The 22,629-nt window shown below is 42.5% G+C and carries 20 protein-coding genes; 7 read left to right on the forward strand and 13 right to left on the reverse strand.

Annotated elements, in window-relative coordinates:
• Nucleotides 1-8: 8 nt before the first annotated feature.
• The 3 genes from ABKW31_RS00885 to ABKW31_RS00895 form a co-directional block, all read right to left on the reverse strand.
• Nucleotides 9-203 carry a hypothetical protein gene (locus ABKW31_RS00885; RefSeq protein ID WP_348614241.1) on the reverse strand — a complete coding sequence of 65 codons (195 nt, stop codon included), beginning with the start codon at nucleotides 201-203 and terminating at the stop codon, nucleotides 9-11.
• Between the two features lie 113 nt (nucleotides 204-316).
• Nucleotides 317-511, reverse strand: coding sequence for a protein kinase (locus ABKW31_RS00890; protein ID WP_348615169.1), 195 nt, complete (start codon nucleotides 509-511; stop codon nucleotides 317-319).
• Nucleotides 512-569: 58 nt separating this feature from the next.
• Nucleotides 570-692: a hypothetical protein gene (locus tag ABKW31_RS00895; protein ID WP_348614242.1), complete on the reverse strand. Its 123-nt coding sequence runs from the start codon at nucleotides 690-692 to the stop codon at nucleotides 570-572.
• Nucleotides 693-1,230: 538 nt separating this feature from the next.
• On the opposite strand from ABKW31_RS00895, the gene ABKW31_RS00900 reads away from it, so the two are divergent.
• Complete coding sequence (locus ABKW31_RS00900) at nucleotides 1,231-3,516, forward strand: YgiQ family radical SAM protein (protein WP_348614243.1); 2,286 nt, start codon at nucleotides 1,231-1,233, stop codon at nucleotides 3,514-3,516.
• A 78-nt stretch (nucleotides 3,517-3,594) separates the two neighbouring features.
• On the opposite strand, the gene ABKW31_RS00905 is transcribed toward ABKW31_RS00900, so the two are convergent.
• Both ABKW31_RS00905 and ABKW31_RS00910 read right to left on the reverse strand, forming a co-directional pair.
• Nucleotides 3,595-5,322: a DUF885 domain-containing protein gene (locus ABKW31_RS00905; protein WP_348614244.1), complete on the reverse strand. Its 1,728-nt coding sequence runs from the start codon at nucleotides 5,320-5,322 to the stop codon at nucleotides 3,595-3,597.
• A 15-nt stretch (nucleotides 5,323-5,337) separates the two neighbouring features.
• On the reverse strand, nucleotides 5,338-6,639 hold the full coding sequence (locus ABKW31_RS00910; RefSeq protein WP_348615170.1) for a Xaa-Pro peptidase family protein: 1,302 nt from the start codon (nucleotides 6,637-6,639) through the stop codon (nucleotides 5,338-5,340).
• A 353-nt stretch (nucleotides 6,640-6,992) separates the two neighbouring features.
• Between ABKW31_RS00910 and ABKW31_RS00915 the strand changes: the two genes are divergently transcribed.
• The 6 genes from ABKW31_RS00915 to ABKW31_RS00940 all read left to right on the forward strand — a co-directional run bounded on the left by ABKW31_RS00915 (nucleotide 6,993) and on the right by ABKW31_RS00940 (nucleotide 11,444).
• Nucleotides 6,993-7,646, forward strand: a complete 654-nt coding sequence (locus tag ABKW31_RS00915; protein ID WP_348614245.1) for a methyltransferase domain-containing protein — start codon at nucleotides 6,993-6,995, stop codon at nucleotides 7,644-7,646.
• A gap of 133 nt (nucleotides 7,647-7,779) precedes the next feature.
• Nucleotides 7,780-7,980 (forward strand): SMR family transporter, encoded by a 201-nt coding sequence (locus tag ABKW31_RS00920; protein ID WP_348614246.1) that lies wholly within the window; start codon nucleotides 7,780-7,782, stop codon nucleotides 7,978-7,980.
• 122 nt (nucleotides 7,981-8,102) lie between these two features.
• Nucleotides 8,103-8,516: an ACT domain-containing protein gene (locus ABKW31_RS00925; RefSeq protein ID WP_348614247.1), complete on the forward strand. Its 414-nt coding sequence runs from the start codon at nucleotides 8,103-8,105 to the stop codon at nucleotides 8,514-8,516.
• 530 nt (nucleotides 8,517-9,046) lie between these two features.
• Nucleotides 9,047-10,258, forward strand: a complete 1,212-nt coding sequence (locus tag ABKW31_RS00930; protein WP_348614248.1) for an alanine--glyoxylate aminotransferase family protein — start codon at nucleotides 9,047-9,049, stop codon at nucleotides 10,256-10,258.
• A 194-nt stretch (nucleotides 10,259-10,452) separates the two neighbouring features.
• Complete coding sequence (locus ABKW31_RS00935; protein ID WP_348614249.1) at nucleotides 10,453-10,935, forward strand: hypothetical protein; 483 nt, start codon at nucleotides 10,453-10,455, stop codon at nucleotides 10,933-10,935.
• On the forward strand, nucleotides 10,935-11,444 hold the full coding sequence (locus tag ABKW31_RS00940; RefSeq protein WP_348614250.1) for a hypothetical protein: 510 nt from the start codon (nucleotides 10,935-10,937) through the stop codon (nucleotides 11,442-11,444). Before ABKW31_RS00935 ends, ABKW31_RS00940 begins: the two co-directional genes overlap by 1 nt.
• A gap of 44 nt (nucleotides 11,445-11,488) precedes the next feature.
• On the opposite strand, the gene ABKW31_RS00945 is transcribed toward ABKW31_RS00940, so the two are convergent.
• The 8 genes from ABKW31_RS00945 to ABKW31_RS00980 form a co-directional block, all read right to left on the reverse strand.
• Complete coding sequence (locus tag ABKW31_RS00945; protein ID WP_348614251.1) at nucleotides 11,489-12,133, reverse strand: GntR family transcriptional regulator; 645 nt, start codon at nucleotides 12,131-12,133, stop codon at nucleotides 11,489-11,491.
• 1 nt (nucleotide 12,134) lies between these two features.
• Nucleotides 12,135-13,310 carry a benzoate/H(+) symporter BenE family transporter gene (locus tag ABKW31_RS00950; protein WP_348615171.1) on the reverse strand — a complete coding sequence of 392 codons (1,176 nt, stop codon included), beginning with the start codon at nucleotides 13,308-13,310 and terminating at the stop codon, nucleotides 12,135-12,137.
• A 556-nt stretch (nucleotides 13,311-13,866) separates the two neighbouring features.
• A complete protein-coding gene (locus ABKW31_RS00955) occupies nucleotides 13,867-14,793 on the reverse strand; it encodes a diguanylate cyclase (RefSeq protein ID WP_348614252.1) in 927 nt (308 codons plus the stop codon).
• Nucleotide 14,794: 1 nt separating this feature from the next.
• Nucleotides 14,795-18,889, reverse strand: coding sequence for a response regulator (locus ABKW31_RS00960; RefSeq protein ID WP_348614253.1), 4,095 nt, complete (start codon nucleotides 18,887-18,889; stop codon nucleotides 14,795-14,797).
• A gap of 374 nt (nucleotides 18,890-19,263) precedes the next feature.
• On the reverse strand, nucleotides 19,264-20,013 hold the full coding sequence (locus tag ABKW31_RS00965) for an SDR family oxidoreductase (RefSeq protein ID WP_348615172.1): 750 nt from the start codon (nucleotides 20,011-20,013) through the stop codon (nucleotides 19,264-19,266).
• 13 nt (nucleotides 20,014-20,026) lie between these two features.
• Nucleotides 20,027-20,722 (reverse strand): histidine phosphatase family protein, encoded by a 696-nt coding sequence (locus ABKW31_RS00970; RefSeq protein WP_348614254.1) that lies wholly within the window; start codon nucleotides 20,720-20,722, stop codon nucleotides 20,027-20,029.
• A complete protein-coding gene (locus ABKW31_RS00975) occupies nucleotides 20,723-21,820 on the reverse strand; it encodes a phosphotransferase family protein (RefSeq protein ID WP_348614255.1) in 1,098 nt (365 codons plus the stop codon).
• Nucleotides 21,817-22,626, reverse strand: coding sequence for an SDR family oxidoreductase (locus ABKW31_RS00980; protein WP_348614256.1), 810 nt, complete (start codon nucleotides 22,624-22,626; stop codon nucleotides 21,817-21,819). The genes ABKW31_RS00975 and ABKW31_RS00980 overlap by 4 nt, the downstream gene beginning before the upstream one ends.
• Nucleotides 22,627-22,629: the final 3 nt, after the last annotated feature.

Here is a 22,629-nt window from a genome sequence, read left to right on the forward strand (position 1 = left end):
TTACCAATTTACTTTATTAACAAAGTTACAATCATCAGCGCCAAAATAAAACTAATCATTTGCCAGACTGCAACCGGATTAAGCTCCACCAATGGTGGCCTAGCTTTAGATAAAGACGCTTGGCTGGGTTGGCGTAGTTCAAAGATAAACTCTGACAACTCCTGATAACGCTTAAAAGGATTGGGTTGTAAGGCTTTCGCCATTTCAGCGCCAAAGGGAAGTCTGCCGGTCAGCATTTGATAAGTAATCACGGCTAATGAAAATAAATCGGACTGTGTCCTACCGACTCACCTAGAAAATATTCAGGTGCGCTGTATTAGGCGTTGCCAAGCATGCTTTGTTGAGCAAGTGGGCTCGCTATTTTTGCTAAACCCGCCAATAAAGTTGAACAGAAATCGATGATTTTTACCATACCAGATTTATCGATCATAATATTTTGTGGGCGTAAATCTTGATGCAGCATTTCGAGTCGGTGAAAAGCGCCTAAACCAGTAGCAATCTGCTCAACAATTTTACGTACTGCATCTAGCTTGCGGCGGGTTGTCTAGCATCCATTGGCTTAATGTTTGTCACTCGATATATTCAAAGGCAATATATAAAAATTGACGTTGCCGTTTTTGTTCATAAGGTTTGAGTACATGGGGATTATTGATCCGCCGAGCAATCCATTCTTCTTGTAAAAAAACGTTCAAGATAGGCCGCATCATCTCGCAAATCGATAGAAGGTGTTTTGATTATAAGCGGCCGTTCATCCACTTTACCGTTAAGGCCTTGAGCAAGATAAACTTGGCTACGACTGCTGGCGTTTTTCTTTTAAGTCAATGTTCAGCAGAGAGTTTATTTTAACTAGTTGGATACTTAAATTATCATCGCTATTATTATTAAACGCCTGCTCGGCAATCAACTTTGCTGCATTATTAAGCTCATTTGCATGTTGATTAATTGCTCGTCGCTGGCAAATTCATCAATACCGGTCTGTAACACTACTCTGGTGAGTAAATAAAAAACTTTCCGCCGATAAAGCTAGGATAGGTTGCAATAAAAACTGATTTACAGTTGGTGTAATAATCAATCGCGGACAATAGCTAATATTGAAACAAAGTAACAATGACATTGATTTTAGCCCATGGCATCTGAGGAGCATATAAATGTCAGCAATTGGGCTGTTTGGCTCAATCCACATCTGCTATAATCTCGCCGATTTTTTGACCACCTGTTTTTAGAGAACCTATGCCCACTATCCAACCTGTCAGCCGTGTTAAACCCACTGAACGAATGAAAGCCGAACGTGGCTTGTTTTCGTACCCCAAATATTGGGCAGAATGTTACGGCCCAGCGCCATTTTTACCAATGTCACGCCAAGAAATGAACGACCTAGGTTGGGATAGTTGCGACATTATTATTGTGACCGGTGATGCTTATATTGACCATCCTAGTTTTGGCATGGCAGTTATTGGTCGTACCCTTGAGGCGCAAGGTTTTCGTGTTGGTATTATTAGTCAACCTAATTGGCATTCAAAAGATGATTTTATGCAGTTAGGCGAGCCCAATCTGTTTTTTGGTGTCACCGCGGGCAACATGGATTCGATGATCAATCGGTATACGGCCGATCGTAAATTACGCCATGACGATGCATACACTGCCAATAACGAAGGCGGCAAACGCCCCGATCGCGCCGTAACGGTTTACACCCAGCGTTGTAAAGAAGCCTATAAAAAACCCGTAGTCATTGGTGGTATTGAAGCCAGCTTGCGCCGTATTGCTCATTATGATTATTGGTCAGACAAAGTACGTCGCAGTGTATTGTTTGACTCTAAAGCCGACATGTTAATGTTTGGTAATGCTGAACGCCCTTTATTAGAAATGGCTCATCGTTTTGCTGCCGGTGAAACTATCGAACAAATGCAAGATATTCGCGGTACAGCGGTTATTCGTAAAGAGCCTTTGCCCGGTTGGCAAGGCGTAGATTCAACCCATGTTGATGTGATTGGTAAAATCGATCCTATCATCAGCCCATATGAAAACATTGAAGATAAGTGTGCTGTTTCATCTGAAGCCGAAAAACAAGCCGCTATTGATTTGCAAAAAGCCAAACCCGTGGTAGTGCAGCCTTATAAGGCTGGCACTGAAAGGCGCAAACCGTGGGAGTATACCTATGTGTTATTACCACCTTATGATGTGGTGCGCGCCGAAAAAACCCACTATGCTCATACTTCGCGGATATTACATCAGGAAACGAATCCAGGTTGTGCTCGTGCTTTAGCGCAGCGCCATGGTGATCGCATTGTCTGGATTAACCCGCCGGCCTTTCCCTTAGAAACCGAAGAAATGGATGCGGTGTTTGATTTGCCCTATGCGCGGGTGCCGCATCCGAGTTATGGCAAAGCTAAAATTCCGGCTTACGACATGATCAAAACTTCAGTCAATATTATGCGCGGTTGTTTTGGGGGCTGTACTTTTTGTTCTATTACTGAGCATGAAGGACGCGTGATCCAAAGCCGTTCTGAAGAGTCAATCATTCGCGAAATAGAACAAATTCGCGACAAGGTCCCCGGTTTTACCGGCGTTATCTCTGACTTGGGCGGGCCAACAGCTAATATGTATAAGCTGCGCTGTAAAAGCCCCAAAGCAGAGCAAACCTGCCGGCGTTTATCATGCGTATGGCCAGATATTTGCGGCCACTTAGACACCGACCAAACGCCTACTGTGGATTTATACCGCAAAGCCCGAGCAGTAGAGGGGGTGAAAAAAGTACTGATTGCCTCTGGAGTGCGTTATGACTTGGCGGTTGAGGACCCAAACTATGTACGTGAACTTGTTACCCATCACGTAGGCGGCTATTTAAAAATTGCCCCAGAGCATACCGAAAAAGCACCATTGGATAAAATGATGAAGCCGGGTATGGGCAGCTACGATAAATTCAAAGCCATGTTTGAAAAATACAGTAAAGAGGCGGGTAAAGAGCAATACCTGATCCCGTATTTTATTTCAGCCCACCCAGGCACTGAAGATATTGACATGCTTAACTTAGCCATGTGGTTAAAAGAGCGTAATTTCAAACTCGATCAAGTACAAAATTTTTATCCATCTCCCATGGCGAATGCGACTACCATGTATCACACCGGTAAAAACCCGATACACAAGGTTAATCACAAAAGTGAAGTGGTGAATGTGCCTAAGGGTGAAATTCATCGCCGTTTGCATCGCGCGTTTTTGCGCTATCACGATGCAGCCAATTGGCCTTTATTGCGTAAAACTTTAATAGAGATGGGTAAGGCCCACTTGATTGGCAGCGGGCCTAAGTGTTTGGTGCCTGCAGAAAGTCGCAATGAACTGAAAGGTCGCGACCAAAAAGACTTTGCCAAGCGCTCAGTGAATAAAGCCGTGGCTAAAGGTAAAAATCCAAATGCCGCCAAAGCGCAGCAGGGTTTAACGCGTTTTAGTGATAATCAGCCGCATAATAAGGCTGGTGGTACTGACAAACCTAGCGGTCGTCCGGCTCGGGCAAAGCGTTAAGCTTTCAGGAATAACAATAGCTTGGGCTGTTAGCAGCCCAAGCTAATACACCGATTAGTTTAGGTGTAGGACTTCGCGTTAGGCTTTTTGTTGCACTTTAATCCACTCGTCTATGACATCCTCTAATACATCCATCGGCAATGAACCCTGACCAATTACGGTGTCATGAAAACGACGTAAATCAAATTTACTGCCTAAGGCTTTTTCTGCTTTGGCGCGTAACTGACGAATTTTAATCTCCCCTATTTTGTAGGAAAGGGCCTGACCTGGCCAACTGATATAACGGTCAATTTGATCATTAACCGATTTTTCAGTCAAAGCCGTGTGTGAGGCTAAATAGTCAACTGCTTGCTGGCGTGTCCAGCCGAAGGCATGAATACCAGTATCAACCACTAGCCGCACGGCACGCCACATTTCATAACCAAGGCGGCCAAAATCACTGTAGGGGTTTTCATAAAAGCCCACTTCTTTGCCTAAGCGCTCTGAATATAAACCCCAACCTTCAGCAAAAGCGGAATGATTGAGAGTGCGGCGGAATTCCGGTACGTCCTGTTCTTGGGCGATGGCATTTTGTAAATGATGGCCGGGAACTGCCTCATGTAAACTTAAGGCCTCAAGGTTGTACAAGGGTTGCTGTTTGGGATCAGAGCTTAAGAAATACGTACCTGGAGTGCGGTTGTCGGGTGGCGGCATGTAAAAAGCGCCCCGTGAGGCAGAGCCTTTGATTGTGAAAGTATTACGCGGCAAATGGGTAAACAAAGAAGGTAACAGGCCATACATTTTTTGGGTAATAAAGGCAGTTTTTTCTAATACATCTTGGCGGTCAACAGCATAAAACTGCGGATCATTCGCCAGAAATTGTAAAAATTCGGCTTTACTACCTGTAAATTCAACTTGTTTAATAATGGCATCCATTTCTTGTTGAATACGTGCCACTTCACTTAAACCGAGTTCATGGATTTCTTTCGGTGTCAGCGTGGTGGTGGTATAGAAATTAGCCACGTAGGCATAATAGTCATCGCCACCTTTAATGCTGCCAATACCCGCTTGCTGTCTGCAATTGGGCAGGTATGCTGTTTGAAAATAATCGTAAAACTCTTGATAGGCTGGCACAACGGCCTCGCTGATCAATTTTTTGGCCTTAATAATGTAAGTCTGCTTTTGTTGCGGACTAAATTGTGCCGGAAACCGGGTGAATGGGTCAAACAAGGCGCTATCTTCGGGCTGAGTGACAATGTGCTGACTGATGGTTTCACCGTAGTCTTTGAAACTCTCACAATAATGCACAAAACCCTCGGCAAGGCCGGCTTTGAGCAGTGCAATATTTTCCCGATTAAAACGCGGATAGTCGGCTAAGCTGATTAAAAATTGCTCGTAATCGGCGGCACTTAAAAACGCCATATTAGCGGGGGCTTCAGCAAAGTAAGTATGCCAACCACTTAAAAAATTAATCGGAAAGTATTTGTCTTGATGGGCAAAGCTGGCTTTTTCGGTTTGCCGTTCGTAAAGAAACAAACGATAACTCATTTGATTGTCAGCACTTAATTGAGCTGGTGCAATCGACTCTAGTTTTGCCAGTACTTCGCTATTAAAAGCATCGCGCCTTGCCATGGCCTGCGGCGTCCACTGTGCAAGTTTGCCATCGGGCTTCCAGCCATCTGGGTCGGTGCGAAAAAAGACTTTTTCTTGTTGGGCGTTTTGCCAGTGTTTTGCGAGCAGAGCGGAAAAGTCACTATCGGCATCAGCCAAAACGTGGCTACTAAATAAGCAAAATAATGCAAATAAACTGTTTGGTATTAGTTTCATTGTGGTTTCTTATCGTTAAAGTGGTAGGGCGGCAAGCTTGCCGATGGGATCGGTCAATGAGTCTGGTGGCACAGTAAACCACTGTGGGCCTTTACTGCTCATATAAATACAGTCTTCCAAACGTACGCCAAATTCGCCGGGTAAATAAATACCGGGTTCATTAGAAAAACACATGCCGGTTTTTAGTAATTCAGTTTCACCGTGCACAAAGTTAACGCTTTCGTGGCCTTCCATACCAATGCCATGGCCAGTGCGATGAGATAAGCCCGGTAGTTTGTAAGCTGGGCCTAAACCTTGAGACACATAATATTGACGCACTGCATCATCGACCTTACCTGCAGCTGCACCTAACTGAGCGGTTTCAAACGCAATGCTTTGTCCTTTACGCACAGTATTCCAAATTTTGCTTTGTTGTTTATTGGGCTCGCCAAAAACAAAAGTTCGGCTGATATCCGATTGATAACCTTCGACTGCACAGCCACAATCCATTAGGACAATTGAGCCCTCGCGAATAGTTTGGCTTTGGCGTGTGCCATGGGGGTAGGCACTGGCTTCGTTAAATAGGGCCATATTCCACACACTACTGCCACCTAATTGACTTTGGGCAGACGACATCATCGATTTAACTTCGTTTTGATCCATACCTAATTGCAGGTTTGACCAAACATGGGCATACGCGTTTAGGGTGATTTCATTGGCTTTGTGCATGAGTTGTAGTTCATGGGTATTTTTGAACATGCGACAGCCTAGGGTAATAGGTTCAGCGCGTAAATCTTGCATGTCATTAGCTAATTCCATCACACCCTTGAGTACAAAATAACGTACCGTATGTTCAAAGGCGAGGTTCGCACCAGACTTGGCAACGCCGCGCTCAAGCAATATCTGCTTGACTAAGGCATAGGGACTTTCATGCTCTTGCCATACTCGTACATCTTTACCGACGGCCAAGGATTCACGAATGCTGGGCTCTTCAAAAAATGGGCAAACGACACCAATTTCCCCTTCACGAGGAATAATCACCGCCGTTAAACGTTCACTACGCCACCATTGAATACCACTAAAATAATCCATCGCTGCACCGGGCTCGAGGATTAAAGCTGCAATATTATGTTCCACCATTAAGCGTTGTGCTTTAGCGATTCTGGCTTTACGTTCGTCTGGACTGATGGGTAATACATCACCAATAATATTTTTTAGGGCACTTGAGCCAGAAGATATTGGCTTAGAGGTACTACCTGCAGCCAATGCTGGGCTGAGTGATAAAGACGCAACGGCGGCACCTCCTATCTTTAGAAATTGTCGTTTATTGATACTTATCGTCATGATATTCCTGCCTGAATTGTTGATTAGTTAGCATTCTAAGTTGCTTTACACTGCAGGCCAGACTATTACAAATACGGCTTGTTTTACAGTGTCTTGCGTTCAACGATAGGTGAGTTAAGAGCAGTGTATTAAAGTTAGCTTGGGCAAAGCTGATTTAATATTGGTTTACTCTTTGCTGCAGCACATTGCTAGCTGCCACCCCATGCTGTTTAGGCACCAGTATAAATTACTATCAAAATACGGGGTTTAGTTAGTCAGTTTGCTCTTTAGTCTATATAGTGATCAACCCTGCGTAGCGGATCTTAGGTGTATCTGGCGAGTTGCGTTTATCTAACCGAGCCCATCTCATGCCTTTTCGCGTGCGTTACCAAACCATTGAATTTGATTTATTCGATATTCACTTATGTACCTTGCGTGATAAACAGCAATTTTCTGATCAATTAGGTGAAGCCGAATCCATGGGGATTTCTTCTGCACAGTGGTCGTTGTTTGGCGTTGTGTGGGAGTCCAGTGAAATTTTAGCCAGAGAAATGCAACATTTTGATATTAAAAATAAACGCATACTTGAGTTAGGCTGTGGTATTGGCTTGTCTAGTCTGCTTTTAAATGAGCGACTTGCCGATATTACAGCCACTGATATTCATCCCTTAGCAGGGCAATTTCTAGCCGATAATGTGCGCTTAAATCATGGGCGGAAAATTCCTTTTTTACGCACGGGATGGAATGATGATAACCTGGGGCTTGGGCGTTTTGACGTGATTATTGGCTCTGATGTATTGTATGAGAGGCAACATATCGAATTGTTGGCCAGTTTTATTTTGCTGCATGCACAGCCCAATTGCGAAGTGATTTTGGTTGATCCTGGCCGCGGTAACCATGCAAGCTTCAGTAAAAAAATGTTGAGTTTAGGTTTTAGTCACACCCAAAAAAAGCCCATTTATGCTGATAATTATGCCGGCTCATTGAAGGGGCAAATTTTGACATATGGCCGTATTCAATAGGCAACATGCAATTAATTTGTTACCTTACTAGCTTGTAGTTGTGATGAGGACTACCTCATCAGGCAGCGTTACCCGATAACGTTTGCCGCTCAACCTTAATTTCTGGGGACGACCCCATCAATTAGGGGGCACTATGTCTTGGTTTATTCTATTTTTAGCTGGTTTACTCGAAGCAGATTGGGTTTTAGGTCTAAAACAATCTGATTCAATGAGTAAAATACCCTATGTTTTACTGGCCATCGTCAGTATGTTGCTCAGTCTATTTTTTTTACTCAAGCGCTACGCACTATTGCCATTGCCCATGCCTATGTGGTCTCGGTGGGTGTCGGTGTGATCAGCATTTCTATACTAAATACCTTATTATTTTCAGAGCCAATTTTAAAGCAACATTATTTTTTCTATGGATTAATATTGAATGGCGTAGTGGGTTTGAAATTTTCTTAAAGGAAACGAATTATGTTTGGTGAAAAAGACTTAAAGGTATTACTGGCATCAATGGCGCCGAGTTTGGATGTGGAAGAATTTGTTTTTTGTACAGCTGACGACCTGCAGATTGTTTTAAAACTCGGTATTTTGCCCAAAGGAATGTTTGCAGAGAAAGAGGGAACAACCTTAATTTTAACAAAATCGGAGGCACAACAAGCTAGTTTGTCTTTCTCTGGTGAATATCGCTGTATCACTCTGAATGTACATTCAAGTCTGGAGGCGGTAGGTTTAACCGCCGCAGTATCGACAGCCCTAGCCCAAGCTAATATCAGTGCCAATGTAGTTGCCGCTTATTATCATGATCATATATTTGTGCCAAGTAACAAGGCGCAAATCGCCATGTCTGCGCTTGAAGCTTTGGTAAATAAAAGTCGACTTAGCTGATTACTGCAGGGTAATGCGATGTTATTAGTGAACTGCATGAAACAGCTTAACCAAGGTACTTAGTATTTTGCGAAACCAATTTTTATCTCATTGAATACTGGTATTCATAGCCATTAACTAGGATTGCGGCAGAAAATTCCTGCTCAGAATAAAAAACATCTTTGGGACAGGTCAGTTTGCTGCTTTGTGTTCGAGTGGCAAATATATTCGTTGGGTGACGTCGACAAACTGAACCTGTATTAACAGCTATTCTATGCGAATTAAATTAGTTGTCAGCTCCGGATAAAGGGTCTTTAGTGCTGCCACAGGCATCTGCTCTCCTTCATCTAGTGCATTGGCTCGTTGCCTGCTGCGCGCAGTGGCGACCATCTCATTTTTCGCTTAGAGCTTGCTTCCTCAAGTGGGTTTAATAGGTAGTCTGCGGTCTAGAGCATATCTTATGCATAAAGATAGTTGATAGGCGGGTGGTAAGTTAAATTTCTAATGGCTTATGATGGACTCTAATTGAAAGTCATACCAAAGGAAAACCTGTGCGTATAGCAGTGCCAAATAATCTATTAGCCTTAGATAATATCCTACCTGAAGAACCATTATTGATGATGGGAGCGGGTCCAGTGCCTATTCCTGCAAAGGTTGCGGCGGCAAATGGCATCGTGATTAATCATCTGGGCGATACCATGGCACAGATTATTGAGCAGGTTAAAGCGATGTCACGTTATGTATTCCAAACTGAAGATGGTCATATACTCGGTGTCGCGGGACCGGGCTCGGCCGCGATGGAAATGGCAGTGGTTAACTTGGTGGTGCCGGGCAGTAAAGTGCTGAGTGTATGCAATGGCTTTTTCAGTAATCGCTTGGCGCAAATGGCGCAACGAGTTGGCGCTGATGTGGTGATGCTCAATATTCACAATGAACAAAGCGCTAAAGTCAGCGAGGTTGAGCAATATATTATTCAACATCAACCGCAAGTCCTCACTATCGTGCAAGGTGAAACGTCGAATACAGTATGTAATACCGAATTAGCCGCCATTGCGGCGATTGCCAAGCAGCATCATTGCTTGGTTATTGTGGATGCCGTTTGTACCTTGAGTACCATGGCATTTGAAATGGACGAGTGGGGTATTGATGCGGTTATTACCGGCGGGCAAAAAGGCTTGTCATGTATTCCGGGGATTTCCTTGGTGGGGTTTTCGGCTAAAGCCTGGCAGCATATTGAAGCGCGCAAGGATCAACTTAAACATTGGTGTTTGGATGCAAAACTGGCTGATCAATTTTGGTACAAAAAGTCTTATCATTATACCGCGCCTGTTTCAGGCATACTCGCGATTCATGAAGCGCTGCGGCTGGTCTGTAATGAGACATTATCGCTACGTTTTGACCGTCATTTGCGCTGTTCTGAGGCCTTACAAGCAGGCATAGAAGCGATGGGTTTGGGTTTGTATATCACGCCACCTTCTCGTCTGAATTCAGTTGTTGGCATCACTATGCCGGCAGCTATTAATTCGAAAGCCTTATTGAGTACTATGTCGCAGCGCTTTAAGGTCGAAATATCTGGCTCTTTTGGTCCCAATATTGTGCGCATCGGCCAAATGGGTGAACAGTGCCGCGCGCATAACTTATTTCGCACTTTGCATGCCTTTGGTGCCAGTTTTAATATTTTAGGACAAAAATTAGATTTGCCAGCGGGAATGGCAGCCCTAGAAGGTGTATTAAATAAATATCAATTTAGTGAAGGTTTATAACTAAGGGCAAAAGTGACTGGTCGGCTCGCCTCTTTTAGTTCATTATTTAAGCTAAGGGAGAGGGGGCAATACTGGCTCGTCTTCCCACCGTTAACCTTTAGTATTCTCAATTGTATCTTGCACAGAGCTTGTTGTTGAATAGTCGTATACGGTGTTATCGATATTGAAATCAGCCAATCTTGAAGGAAATAAGGATGAATAAAGCTATTCAGTTTCAACACGAGGTTATTCGACCTGTACTCGCCAAAATGCAAGCATCGAGCCTTGCTGCAGAAGAACTTTTGTTAGGCACCGCGGTGCAAGAAAGCCTAAATTTCAAATATAGACGGCAGATGGGTAACGGTCCTGCTCGTGGCTATTATCAAATGGAGCCCGCTACACATGATGATATTTGGCAAAATTATTTAAAATTTAATGCGGCAAAAGCACAACTTGTTAGCACATTTTTATCCTCAGCGAATGCCGATAAACACAGTGAATTAGAAAACAATGATCAATATGCCACTGCTATGGCGCGGGTGCATTATATGCGTGTACGAGAAGCACTACCCAAACAGGGCGATGTAGCAGGCCAGGCCAATTATTGGAAGCAGTATTACAATACCCCGCTTGGCAAAGGCAAACCGGCTGAATACATCGAAAAATGGCAACATTATGTACTTGCTGACCAGGCGTAATGTCTTACTTTAAAAATGCAGCTACGCTGCTATTACTGCAGGCCTTATTATGCGCTTGTAGTCGCGCTGCAGTTGAATCGCCCACTCTCCCTTATGTGCTGAATCACAGCACCACAGGTAAAACTTACTATCACTTGATGTATGCACTTACTGCAGATAATTTATTGAGTGTAGAGCGAATGGATCACGCACAGTTTGTGGCAAATGGCGGGCAGTTTGAAGTGGAAATAAAACAGAGTGCCTTTCCTATTCAAGCGCCCCATTGCGAGGGCAATATTATACTGAGGATGCCTTGGGTATCAGCGGGTAACGACTTGAGTGAAAAGTATCAACTGTATAGCGCGCTAACTACACTGGTTGATTCGGCTAAGGGCTCTGTGTCAGTAGCGCTAGAACTTAACCCTTATATTGAAAAAACTGCTGAGGGTATTCAGTTGCAGTATTGTAATGTGTTTTTCAGGCATGTTTACAAGCAATACATTCCCCACGTAAAGGCATTAAGCCAGTAGAGCTTATTTTTGCTGGTATTTAACATTGAGCAGAGGGGCCCTGCCTAGACTGGATTTTCGGTCAGATAAGCTACTAATATATTGCTAGCCACAGCAATATGCCGTTTTAATATTGCCTGAGCCATTACGCTATCGCCTGCTTTGACCACCTCAAGTAATTGATAATGCTCAGTCTGACTCGTGTTGTTATAGTTAAGTTGGCTATTATGATAGCCAATATAACGGGCACATTTTTGATGCAGACCAGCGATGGTATTAAACAAAGTAGGGCGATTAGCTGCCTGATACAAGCAAGCATGAAACTGCCAGTTTAACTCACCATGTTGGCTTACTGATAAACCGTCAGTATCCAGCTCGAGCAATAAGTCTTCTGCCTTACCTATGATCGCTTTAGTCAGATTAGGTAGGGCATAAGTCAGTATCAAAGGCTCAAGATATTGACGCATCAAACTTAAATCTAGGGCTTCAGTGGCATTTAAGGCTTGTACCATGACCCCGCGTTTACCACATTGTTGTAACCAACCTTCAGCTTGAAGTTTGTGTAACACGTCTCTGATGGGAATGCGACTCACGCCGTATTGTTGTGATAATTCTGTTTGTTTGAGAGTAATACCCACTGGATGTTTGTTCTCAAGAATATCCTGTTTAAACTGCTCGCAGAGTGACTGAGCCAAAGGTTTATTTGCCATCTTATCGAGCCTTATATTGTCGCAGGACAAAATGAGTTAGCAAGCCCAGTACTAAACCCCAAAAAGCCGAGGCGATATCAAAAAATGAGACGCCCGATGCGGTCACTAAAAATGTCACGATGGCTGGATCGCGATATTGCGGTTTTTCGGTGGCTGTCATTAAACTTGCGCCAATGGTGCTAAGCAGAGCTAACCCCGCCAGTGCAGCAATAAGTGGTTTGGGAAAGGCCGCAAATAGGCTGACCACTGTGGCACCACCTATACCTGCCAAGATGTTAAATACCCCAGCCGATACTCCAGCAATATAACGCTTGTTGGGATCTGGATGGGCTTCTTCGCTGGTACAAATTGCCGCAGTGATGGCGGCCAGATTAAAGGTGAAACCACCAAAAGGCGCCAAAAGTAAATTAATGATACCTGTGCCACTTAATAGCGGTGATATGGGCTGGGCGCTGTAGCCGCTAGATTTGAGTATGGCCACACCAGGAATGTTTTGTGAGGTCATGGTCACGATATACAAGGGAATGCCAATACCAATGAGGTGACTGAGGGTAAACTCGGGCATCACCCAGATAGGTGTGGCGAGAGAAAAATTAAGCGCCTCAATCAACAAGCTATCTTGCCAATAAGCTAAGGTTAAACCGCTACATAATACCAACATAATGGCATAGCGAGGCAACCAGCGTTTAGCCACAATAAACACGCTAAACATCACCGCTACCAATAGTGGACTGGCTTGTAAGGCAGTGAAAATACCTAAACCAAATTGCACCAGTATGCCCGCTAACATAGCCGCTGCGATAGGCAAAGGTAGGCGTTTGGTTAGGGTGTCAAATAGACCTGATAAGCCAGTAATTAAAATAAGTACGGCAACAAATACAAATACACCGATGGCCTGTTCAATACTGATATTGGTTAAGCTGGTGGCTAATAACGCTGCGCCAGGCGTGGACCAGACAATAATAATGGGCCGTTTGTAATACAGTGAAAAAGCTAAACAGCCAATGCCCATACCCCAACCCAGTGCCCAAACCCAAGACTCAATCATCTCCTGACTAGCACCCGCCGCCTGCGCAGCCTGAAATACAATCGCCATAGCACTGGCAAAACCTACTAACACAGCAATAAAGCCCGCGCTGATGGCAGATAAACTCAGATCGGATATAAAGGACTTCATCTGCTTCGCACCTAAAAATGTATACAAATATAATTTTGTATACATTTATAAAGCATTAGCCTTCGTGTTCCAAGTAAAAACAGTAAATAGATGCTAGGAAATAGAAGAAACTAAAGTCAACTGTAGGACAGCCTTTAGGCGGGAAAGAAACAACCACCAGAGCGAACGCTCTTGACCTCCATCTGCCAGAAGCGTTTATTCGCGAGGCCATTGCTCAACGATCCCAATTTTGCAAATAACAGCCGTTCAGTGCGTTGGAAGGTTAATTATGTTTCCAGCAAGACTTGCTAATCTGTAATTAAGACTCTGGTTGTCATTGCTATTTGGTAAGCTTTGCTTGTGGTAAGGATATCATTTGTTCAATATCTATTTTTTGATGCTGCTATATCGGTAATATTTGAATGGTTCTTCGCTCTAGGCTTAATTTTACCTTTCAGTGCATGTTTAGTTTTGGTTATATAAGAGGCGGCCCTTAAGACTAACAGACATAGTGATTTTGTTTACTAAGAGTTGCTGTAAAAAGGACTTAAATCGTATTTGGTCTCAGGTATGTAATCTAATAGCAGGCTTTGTTGCGACCAGATTCTTTTGCCGCATAGAGTTGCAGGTCTGCGTCTTCTGTGGCGCTTCGACTATTATTTTCACTCCTTAAAAAAGTCGATATGCCGATACTGACACTGATTCTATTATACGGGGACTGCGCATGTGTTATTTTTAAGCTTGCCACATTGTGCAGTATTTTTTCAGCTACCACTAAGGCACCTTCTATATCAGTATCAGGTAATACCACTACAAATTCTTCCCCCCCATAACGACTAACAAAATCTGCTGGGCGACTTAAGGCCATCTGTATCGTCAGAGCTACCCGAATCAGTGCATCGTCACCCGCAACATGACCGTAATGATCGTTGTAAAGCTTAAAGTAATCGATATCTACCATCAATATAGCGGTATCACGATTTGAACGCTTTACTTCATTGTGTAACTTTTCAAGATGGGTATCAAAATACCGTCGATTAAAAACGCTGGTTAGGCCATCCACATAAACCATTTTTAATAATAAATCACGTTGGTACTTTAGCGTTAAATGGGCTCTTACTCGATTTTTAATCGTCATTGGGTTGACGGGTTTGGTTATAAAATCTATGCCGCCACTGCGCCAACATTCATCTTCTTCATGTTGTTCGTTGTAAGTGGTAACAAATATCACTGGAATGCTTTTAGTGTCAGCGCGTTGTTTGAGCTCGTGACACAACTCTAAGCCTGTCATCCCAGGCATCGATACATCTAATAAGATCAAATCAGGCGGATTTTTTTTACAAACTTCTAAAGCGTCTTGGGCACTGGTCGCAGCCAATACCGTATAATCTGCTGCCAAGATGTTATAGATAGTTTGAATGTTGATAGCTTGATCATCAACTACCAAAATCTTTGAATGAGCTAAATCAACCTCAGCTTCTTCATTTAATCTATCAATTGACATACTACTCCTTGTCGATTAACGCATCAAAGCGCACTAATATCTCAGTGGCTGTTTTAAATTTTAATTTATTCAAGGCAGTTGTTAATTCATTTGCCAGTTCAGTAGACACTGATCTTAGTGAACCTGAAATTTTTTGGAAGGAATCAATCGCATGCATATTAAAGTTTTCAACTTCAGTCTTTAGTTGCTTGTAGGTCGCTAAAAAAACATCGGCATCGGCTTCTTGCTCATGTTCACTAAGCCCTCCTTGCAGTAACTCCATTAGTCGTGATAGCGTCAATAAATTTGTACGGCAAACCTCTGCAAAACCAATGTACTTTTTAATATCGAGTTTTTCAATGCCGTCGTCTATTAGTTTGTTATCTCTTGATTTTGCTTGTTTACTCAGTTCGGTAAAACCCAGTGCAGCAGCCGTACTTTTTAAAGTGTGAAAAATCAATTTTAGATGGTCGTAAGTACTATTTTCGTCTTCGAGTTGAAGTATATAGTTTTGCAAATCTGCTCTGAATAGGGCTAGAGATTTAAGATATAGTCTCTCAAGATGATTAAAGCGTTGCATTGCTTGTTGTATATCAATCTTGGCTTCTTTGCAAAAGTCAGTGAGGTTTGCACTTTGCTGTGGATGACTTTGGGCCTCGCTTTTGGGGGAGTCATATAGGTGGTCAAATTTATTGGTAATGAGTAAAATCTGCTTAACGACATGACTTAATTCAAATGGCTTGCCAATGTGTCCATTCATACCTGCAGCAAAGCAGCGCTCTTTATCTGAAGGCATGACGTTGGCAGTCATCGCTAATATAGGTAATTGTGTGAATTTTACATTTTCCCTAATTCGTTCGGTGGTTTCATAACCGTCAATACCTGGCATTTGTATGTCCATGAGAACGACATCAAAAGGCAGTAGGCTATTTTCTAGTTCAAATAAAGCGTCTAGCCCACTATTACTAATGGTGGTACTGGCCCCTTGGCTCTCTAATAATTGCTTTACAATATTTTGATTCGTTGGATTATCTTCCACCACCAATACCCGCATTTTTAATAGTGGTTTATCATTTATATTCAGAGCTTGTTTTATAGAAGCTTGTTTGGTGGTGGCAACTGCATCATAAAATGCGTTGATTAATTGCGCTCGAGTAATCGGTTTGGTTAAAAAGCCATTTAATAATTTGGGATTTTTTTGGTGATTTTGCACCAATATTTCTTTGCTATGTGCTGTAATCATAATAAGCAAAGGCATCATCTCAACCGGTGCCTGCTGTCTAATTAACTCAGATAGGGCCCAGCCGTCTGTATTAGGCATTACCCAATCAATTAATGCCAAATCAAAGGGGGAATTATGCTCAAGTGCTGACTGAAATAAGCTGAGCGCATCTTTTGCATTATTGGCTGTTTTTAACTGCCATCCGAGTTGAGTGATCGTTTCACTCAATATACTCAAACTGGTTTGGTTATCATCAACCAACAACACTTTAATGGGGGATTCGGATGTAAAGGATAACTTAGTGTTTTTAGGCTGCACGGCGGGTTGCATCAAAACAGAAAAGCGAAATTCTGAACCTTTATTCAGCTCACTACTGGCTTCAATCGTACCGCCAAGGAAATTGATATACTGGCTAGCAATGGTCAATCCAATACCGAGACCACCGTATTGTCTATTGGCAGCATTATTGGCCTGAGTAAACATTTCGAAAATATAGCTGAGTTTATTTTTATCGATACCGATGCCACTATCTTTGACTTTGACTTGTAAACAAATATGTTTAGTCCCTTGTTGCTGAGCTGCCAGTTCTATTAATACTTCTCCTTTATTTGAAAACTTAACGGCGTTACTACCCAAATTCAATAAAATACGTTTTAGTTTATTTTTGTCGCCATACATAACATAGGGAGTGTCTGGTGATACCTTGAAATGAATCTCTATGGCTTTGTCTCCCGCCATTTCATATAAAAATAACCCTACTTCAGCGAGTAATTCATCGAGTACAAAATCACTTTGTTCAAACCTTAATTGATTTTTCTCGGCATAGGTCACTTCTAATATTTCATCAACGATTTGGGTTAAAGATGAAATGGCTATTTTGGTTTGGGTGATATGTTTTTGTTGAATATCGTCAATGTGAGTTAATTGCAGTAGTTGCAAAAAGCCATTAGCGCTGTTTAAAGGAGTACGAAGTTCATGGCTCATATTAGTAATAAATTCTGTTTTGGCTTTATTCGCCGTTTCAGCTCTATTAAGGGCTGCTTTTAGTTCATTTTCATCTTTAATACGCTGAGTGATATCTGTGGCGGTTAAATAGATAAACTGCTGGCTTTCAACCTTTATTCGGCACGCGGATACAAGTTTTAGTAGCCATTCCCCTTTGGCATTTCTGAAACTGACTTCAAAAGTATATTGTTGCTTTTTTATCACTTCACTGACCACAGCTTCCCAAGAGCTGGCGGCTTTAAAATCGACTAGGTCACTGATATTTAAATTTGTTAACGCGGTTTCTGAGTAGTTGAGTCGTTGATATGCATAAGGGTTCGCCTTACAAATAGAGCCATCGATATTTACCCATAGGAGTAACTCTTTGGTGTTATTAATGGCGGCATCAATTAAGGCAATATTATTTTCAAGGTCTTGTTTTTCACTTAAATCGTGGGCAATCAGTACAAAACCATTTGAATTAAGCAAAGTGGTTACTGTCATTTTTACTTTAACTGATTCCCCGTTTTTGCGCAGTAGCAGACAAATAGCAGGGATCTTTTTGTTTCTCTCTGCTTGCTTCATTTCCATCTCAAACATTTGTTCTGTGACTGGTTTATCAGTGAATATCTGTTTTAAACAACTTGGGTCCATTAGGCTTACTATGTTTAATTTGCCAACGGCCTCAGCGGCGGAAAACCCGAGTAAGTTGATGGCACTGTTGTTGAGTAGTGAAATGAGACCAGACTTATTAAAAGCAATGATGGCTGAATTATCACTTTCTATTATGCTATGCTTAAAATTAAGCTCTCTGCTGAGTTGGGCTGTTGCCTCGCTAATTTTTTGACTTAATATTAAGTTTGTTTTTTCAACCACATTAGCAAAATCTGCTCTTTGCCTCAGTTTTTGTAAACGACTGGATGAGAAAACCTTGAGTAAATAGAAACCAAGTGCAGTCAAAAAGGTCAAACCTAAGACTGACCAAAATTTATGATTGGCATTTTGTAGGTGCAGTGAATCAATAAAGTTGCCCGTGGGGGTTATAGTAATTTGCCAATTGCGGCCAAATACTGAGCTAATATTTTGGCTTTGGTACTCTATTGCTAATCCATTGCTAGGCTCGGATTGTGCAGATGATGAGTAGAAATCAATTACACGATCGTTGGTCGTATCTGAAATATTGATTTGAACGTGGTCGGTCTGGGCTAACACTGCATCCAGTATTTCTGAGATGAGAAGAGGGGTGTAAACCCAGCCAACTAATTTTTTTTGTTCTGCATCTGGGACTTGTTGATAAACGGCTAATAATAACAAAAAACCGTGTTGTCTCCCTTGAACGGCCTGAACCAAGGTAATAGGCCCAGTTAATTGAGGTTTGCCCGTAATTGCCGCTTGCAGTGCTGCCATACGTCGATTTTTTTCTGAGCCAATGTCTAAACCTACGGCCGCTTGGTTATCTATTTCGGGTTCAATGTATTGAATGATAAACAGCTGATCATAAGGTTCATCCAATTGTTTCAGCGCAAAGGGTGCCTGCCTATCGGTTGCTGCAGTTTGTAAAAAGGTTTTTAGTTGCGATTTTTCAACATATTTAATTAAGCCAAAACCCCGGGTGCCTGGAAATTCAGTTGGGTAATCTCGACTATTGAAATAGGCAAGTTGCTTTTTATAATTGAAGTTTTCAACTTCGGCGGTTTTAATGGCAGCCAGTAAGCTCCGCAAACCATATTGATATTTTTCTAAGCCCAGTAGGATGTCAGAACTGATACTGTTTAATTGTACGGTTATTGTCGCTTGAATCAGTTGCTGATTGTTTTGCTCAGTAGAGGTTTTTGTTTGAATCGCGACATAAGTGCCTATTATAAAAATCCCTGCTAATAAAAAAGAAAACCAATAAGACCGAGTTTTCATAAACGACAATTATCCTTAAAGTGATTTGTGATGTTTCGGTTTAATGCCATCAAGCACAAACTAGCTATATAAACTTACTCTATTTTTAGTTTTTAGATAGTGAGTCGACCAGTTTAACTCTTATTAGTTGACTGTTGTGTGGTTTTTTTGCCGATAGTGGCATGCTTGTTTAGCAAAAAAGATAAGTACGTTATTTTTAACAGATATCAAGGAGAGTGACAAAGATGCCTACAGGCACCTTTGTTTTATGGGTAAACATATCGACTACGAATTTTTTTCTTAGGAAAGGGTGTTGTATAGCGCGAGAAAATTAAGACTTTTAATTAAGACACTGAAATTTAACACTCCTTGTAACGTCAATTGACTTAACCTAATTAACTCATTTTTGCCAGCCAACTGAGCGGTGCGATAGGGGCGATATATCTAAATAATGCCCAAGGCCATGCAGGCACAAAGCTACTTGCCACTTCTTTTTCAATGGCTTTTACCATGGCTTTGCAGCCGGTTTCAGTGTCGACGATAAACGGTACTTTTTTCACTTTTTCGTTGATTTCACTGCGAATAAAACCGGGGTGGATCGTAGTCACTTTGATAGGGGTGTTCATTACATCGATGCGGATCCCTTCACTCATTGAGGTCAATGCTGCCTTGGTTGCAGCATAAACGGTCATGGCGCGCCGTGCACCACGCACTGCACTGACTGAAGAGATCGTGACTAAGTGCCCTGCATTTTGTGCTCTAAATAACTGCATAGCGGCTTCACACTGAGCCAAGGCAGAGACAAAGTTTGTAATGGCGGTTTGTTTATTGGCGTAAAAATAACCGGTGCCCACCGAAGCGCCTTTACCCATACCGGCGTTAACAATGACTCTGTCGAGACCGCCCATATCATCAGCAAAGGCTTTGAATACGGCAAAAACTTGGTCGTGATCATCCACATCAAGAGCGCGAATATAAATTTTGATGTCTGGATTGATAACAAGCAACTCGGTTTTGAGTTCTTCTAAACGTTCTAAACGACGGGCACACAAAGCCAGATTACGGCCTTTTTTGGCAAATTCAATCGCCATACCGCGGCCTAGACCAGAGCTTGCACCGCTAATTAATATATTTTTTCTGAGCATCATATTCTCGTTTTTATTTATAGCTGATGAATTTAGGTTGCTGATTATCAAATGCAGCATGTTCGTTCATGGTAGAAAGTATCGGACCCTTGCGACTAACAATAATCTTACTAACACCACAATTAACCAAGGTCCAGTTCAGTTGCATAAGCTTAACAGCAGGCACGCCCAGTAGCATTTGACATAATAAAGCAATCGGGCCACCTGAGGTGAAAACAGCGATATTTTGGCCATGACTGTGCTGGGCAGTTAACTGAGCCAGTGCAGATCGAATTCGTTGTTGGTAAGCCGACCACGATTCTTGATAATCCTCGTCATGTTCACTTTGAATCCAGCGGGTAAAGGCCTTAAACACCAGTGTTTCAAGCGCTGTTTGAGGATTGGTTTGAGCCAGTACCCATTTTTTGACTCCTTGCGCAGTGGCACATTGCGGTTCGTATTGTGCCAATATATCTTGATGATCATATTCATTCCAGCGTGCATCCACAATGGGCTGTTGCTGATTTGAATTTAGGCCGAGTAAACAATGTTGTGCAGTTTGAGCATGACGTTGCATGGCACCCCGCACCATTTGGTCAAATTGAATATTACGTTCTAAAAAATGTTGACCTAATAAGTTGGCTTGTTGTTCACCAAGTTGGGATAAACAGTCATAATTGTCTTGACCAAATGAGGCTTGACCATGACGAATAAGATAAATACAGGTCATTTAACGTTGTCCTTTGATGGCTTTACGGCATTGCCATAACAAATAGTGCACGAAAAACCAAATATGTTTAAATGCTGGATTTTGGGTTTGTTTATGGTGATAACGGTAATAAATTTGCTGAACAATGGCGGCTAAACGAAATAAACCGTAAACCTCATAAAATGCAAAGCTTTCTACCTTAAACCCCGTTTTTGCTAGGTAATAATCAATCACTTCACGGCGTGTCAACATGCCATCTAAGTGGCTGGGCTGTCGACGTGTGCCCAAGGCTATGCGGTCATCATCTGCTTGTACCCAATAGGCGAGGGAATTACCGAGGTCCATTAAAGGATCGCCTAAGGTAGCGAGCTCCCAATCAAGCACACCAATGATATTGCTCGGGTCTTGGCTATCCAAAACTAAATTATCAAAGCGAAAATCGTTATGGGTTAAACAAATATGCTCTTGACTGGGTTGGTTATCTTGTAGCCAGGCCATGACATATTTACCGCTTGGTACATTCCACGTTTTGGCTTTACGATAGCGTTCACTCCAGCCTGATATTTGTCTTTCTATATAACCTTCACCTTTGGCAAGGTGACTTAATCCGGCCGTTTTATAATCAACTAAATGCAGTTTTATCAGACTATCTAGGGCGTTCAAACATAACTGGTGAGTTTCATTTTTTGTTATGTTCAGGCCCTTGGGCATATTTTTGCGTGGAACAATACCCTGCAGTTTTTCCATGACGTAAAAATCAGTGCCAATAATATCGGGATCATCACAAAATGCATGCATCTGCGGAACATAGGGATAAACCGGTTTTAGTGCAGCTTGTAAGCGATATTCACGGCCCATATCATGGGCACCTTTGGCTTTAGTGCCGGCAGGGGCTCGGCGTAAAATAAGCTCAAAGACAGCAGCGTTTTCTAAGGTATAGGTGAGACAGTAAGTCCAGTTTGAGGCGCCACCAGAATATTGTGTGACGCTCGGCCTTGCAAGTTGCGTCGAGGTGTTTAGCTTTGCTATATGTTGGATCAACCAAGGATGAAGTCGCTCAAAGTCTAATTCTTCGCCTTGCCTGACTTGACCTGCGGTATCGATAATAGGGTTTTTCATGTCGCTTTGGGCCCAAATTGTTTTAACTTTTTCAACATCATCTTTAAATAGCGATTGCTTGGTAGGTAACGTTTTAAGCGATAGGCAAGTCGACCTTCTTTATGACTCAGTATCATAAAATCCCCAGCGTTTGCTCGACTTACAATGATTGCGGCAACTTCGGCTGCATCAATCGTTGAGCGTGTCAGTAGCTTGTTTACTAACACTTGTGCACCGGGCTGTTGACTACGCATAGATTGACCAAGTCGAGTGGCAAAAAAAGAAGGACAGGCGACACTGACTTGGATCCCAGACTTGGCAAGTTCCAAATACATGGTTTCTGAAAAACTCACTACTGCCGCCTTACTGGCATTGTAACTGGCCATGTAAGGGATGGGCGTAATACCGGCTTGTGACGCGATATTAATTATCTGGCTATGTGTTTGCGCAGACAATAAGGGAACAAAGGCTTTGGTCATTCGAACCAAGCCCAATAGGTTGATATTTAAAACCCATTGCCATTGCTCGATATCTTCATATTCTAATGCACCGCCCGTCGCTACCCCTGCATTGTTAACTAATACATCTAATTTACCCCAGCGTGACACGATAGCCTTATATAAGTCTTCAATATCAGTTTGATTGGTAATATCGCAGGGCTGAAAAAATAGATCCTCTGCCTGCTCAGAATGGGCCGCAATGACCTCATTAGCGAACTCGGGGTTTAAATCAGCAATACAAATTTTAGCCCCAAGTTCGGCATAGTATTTTACCAAAGCGGCACCTAAACCTGAGGCGCCGCCGGTAATTAAGATATGCTGCGACATGAA

Source organism: Paraglaciecola sp. 25GB23A, from assembly GCF_040012495.1.
GTDB lineage: Bacteria > Pseudomonadota > Gammaproteobacteria > Enterobacterales > Alteromonadaceae > Paraglaciecola.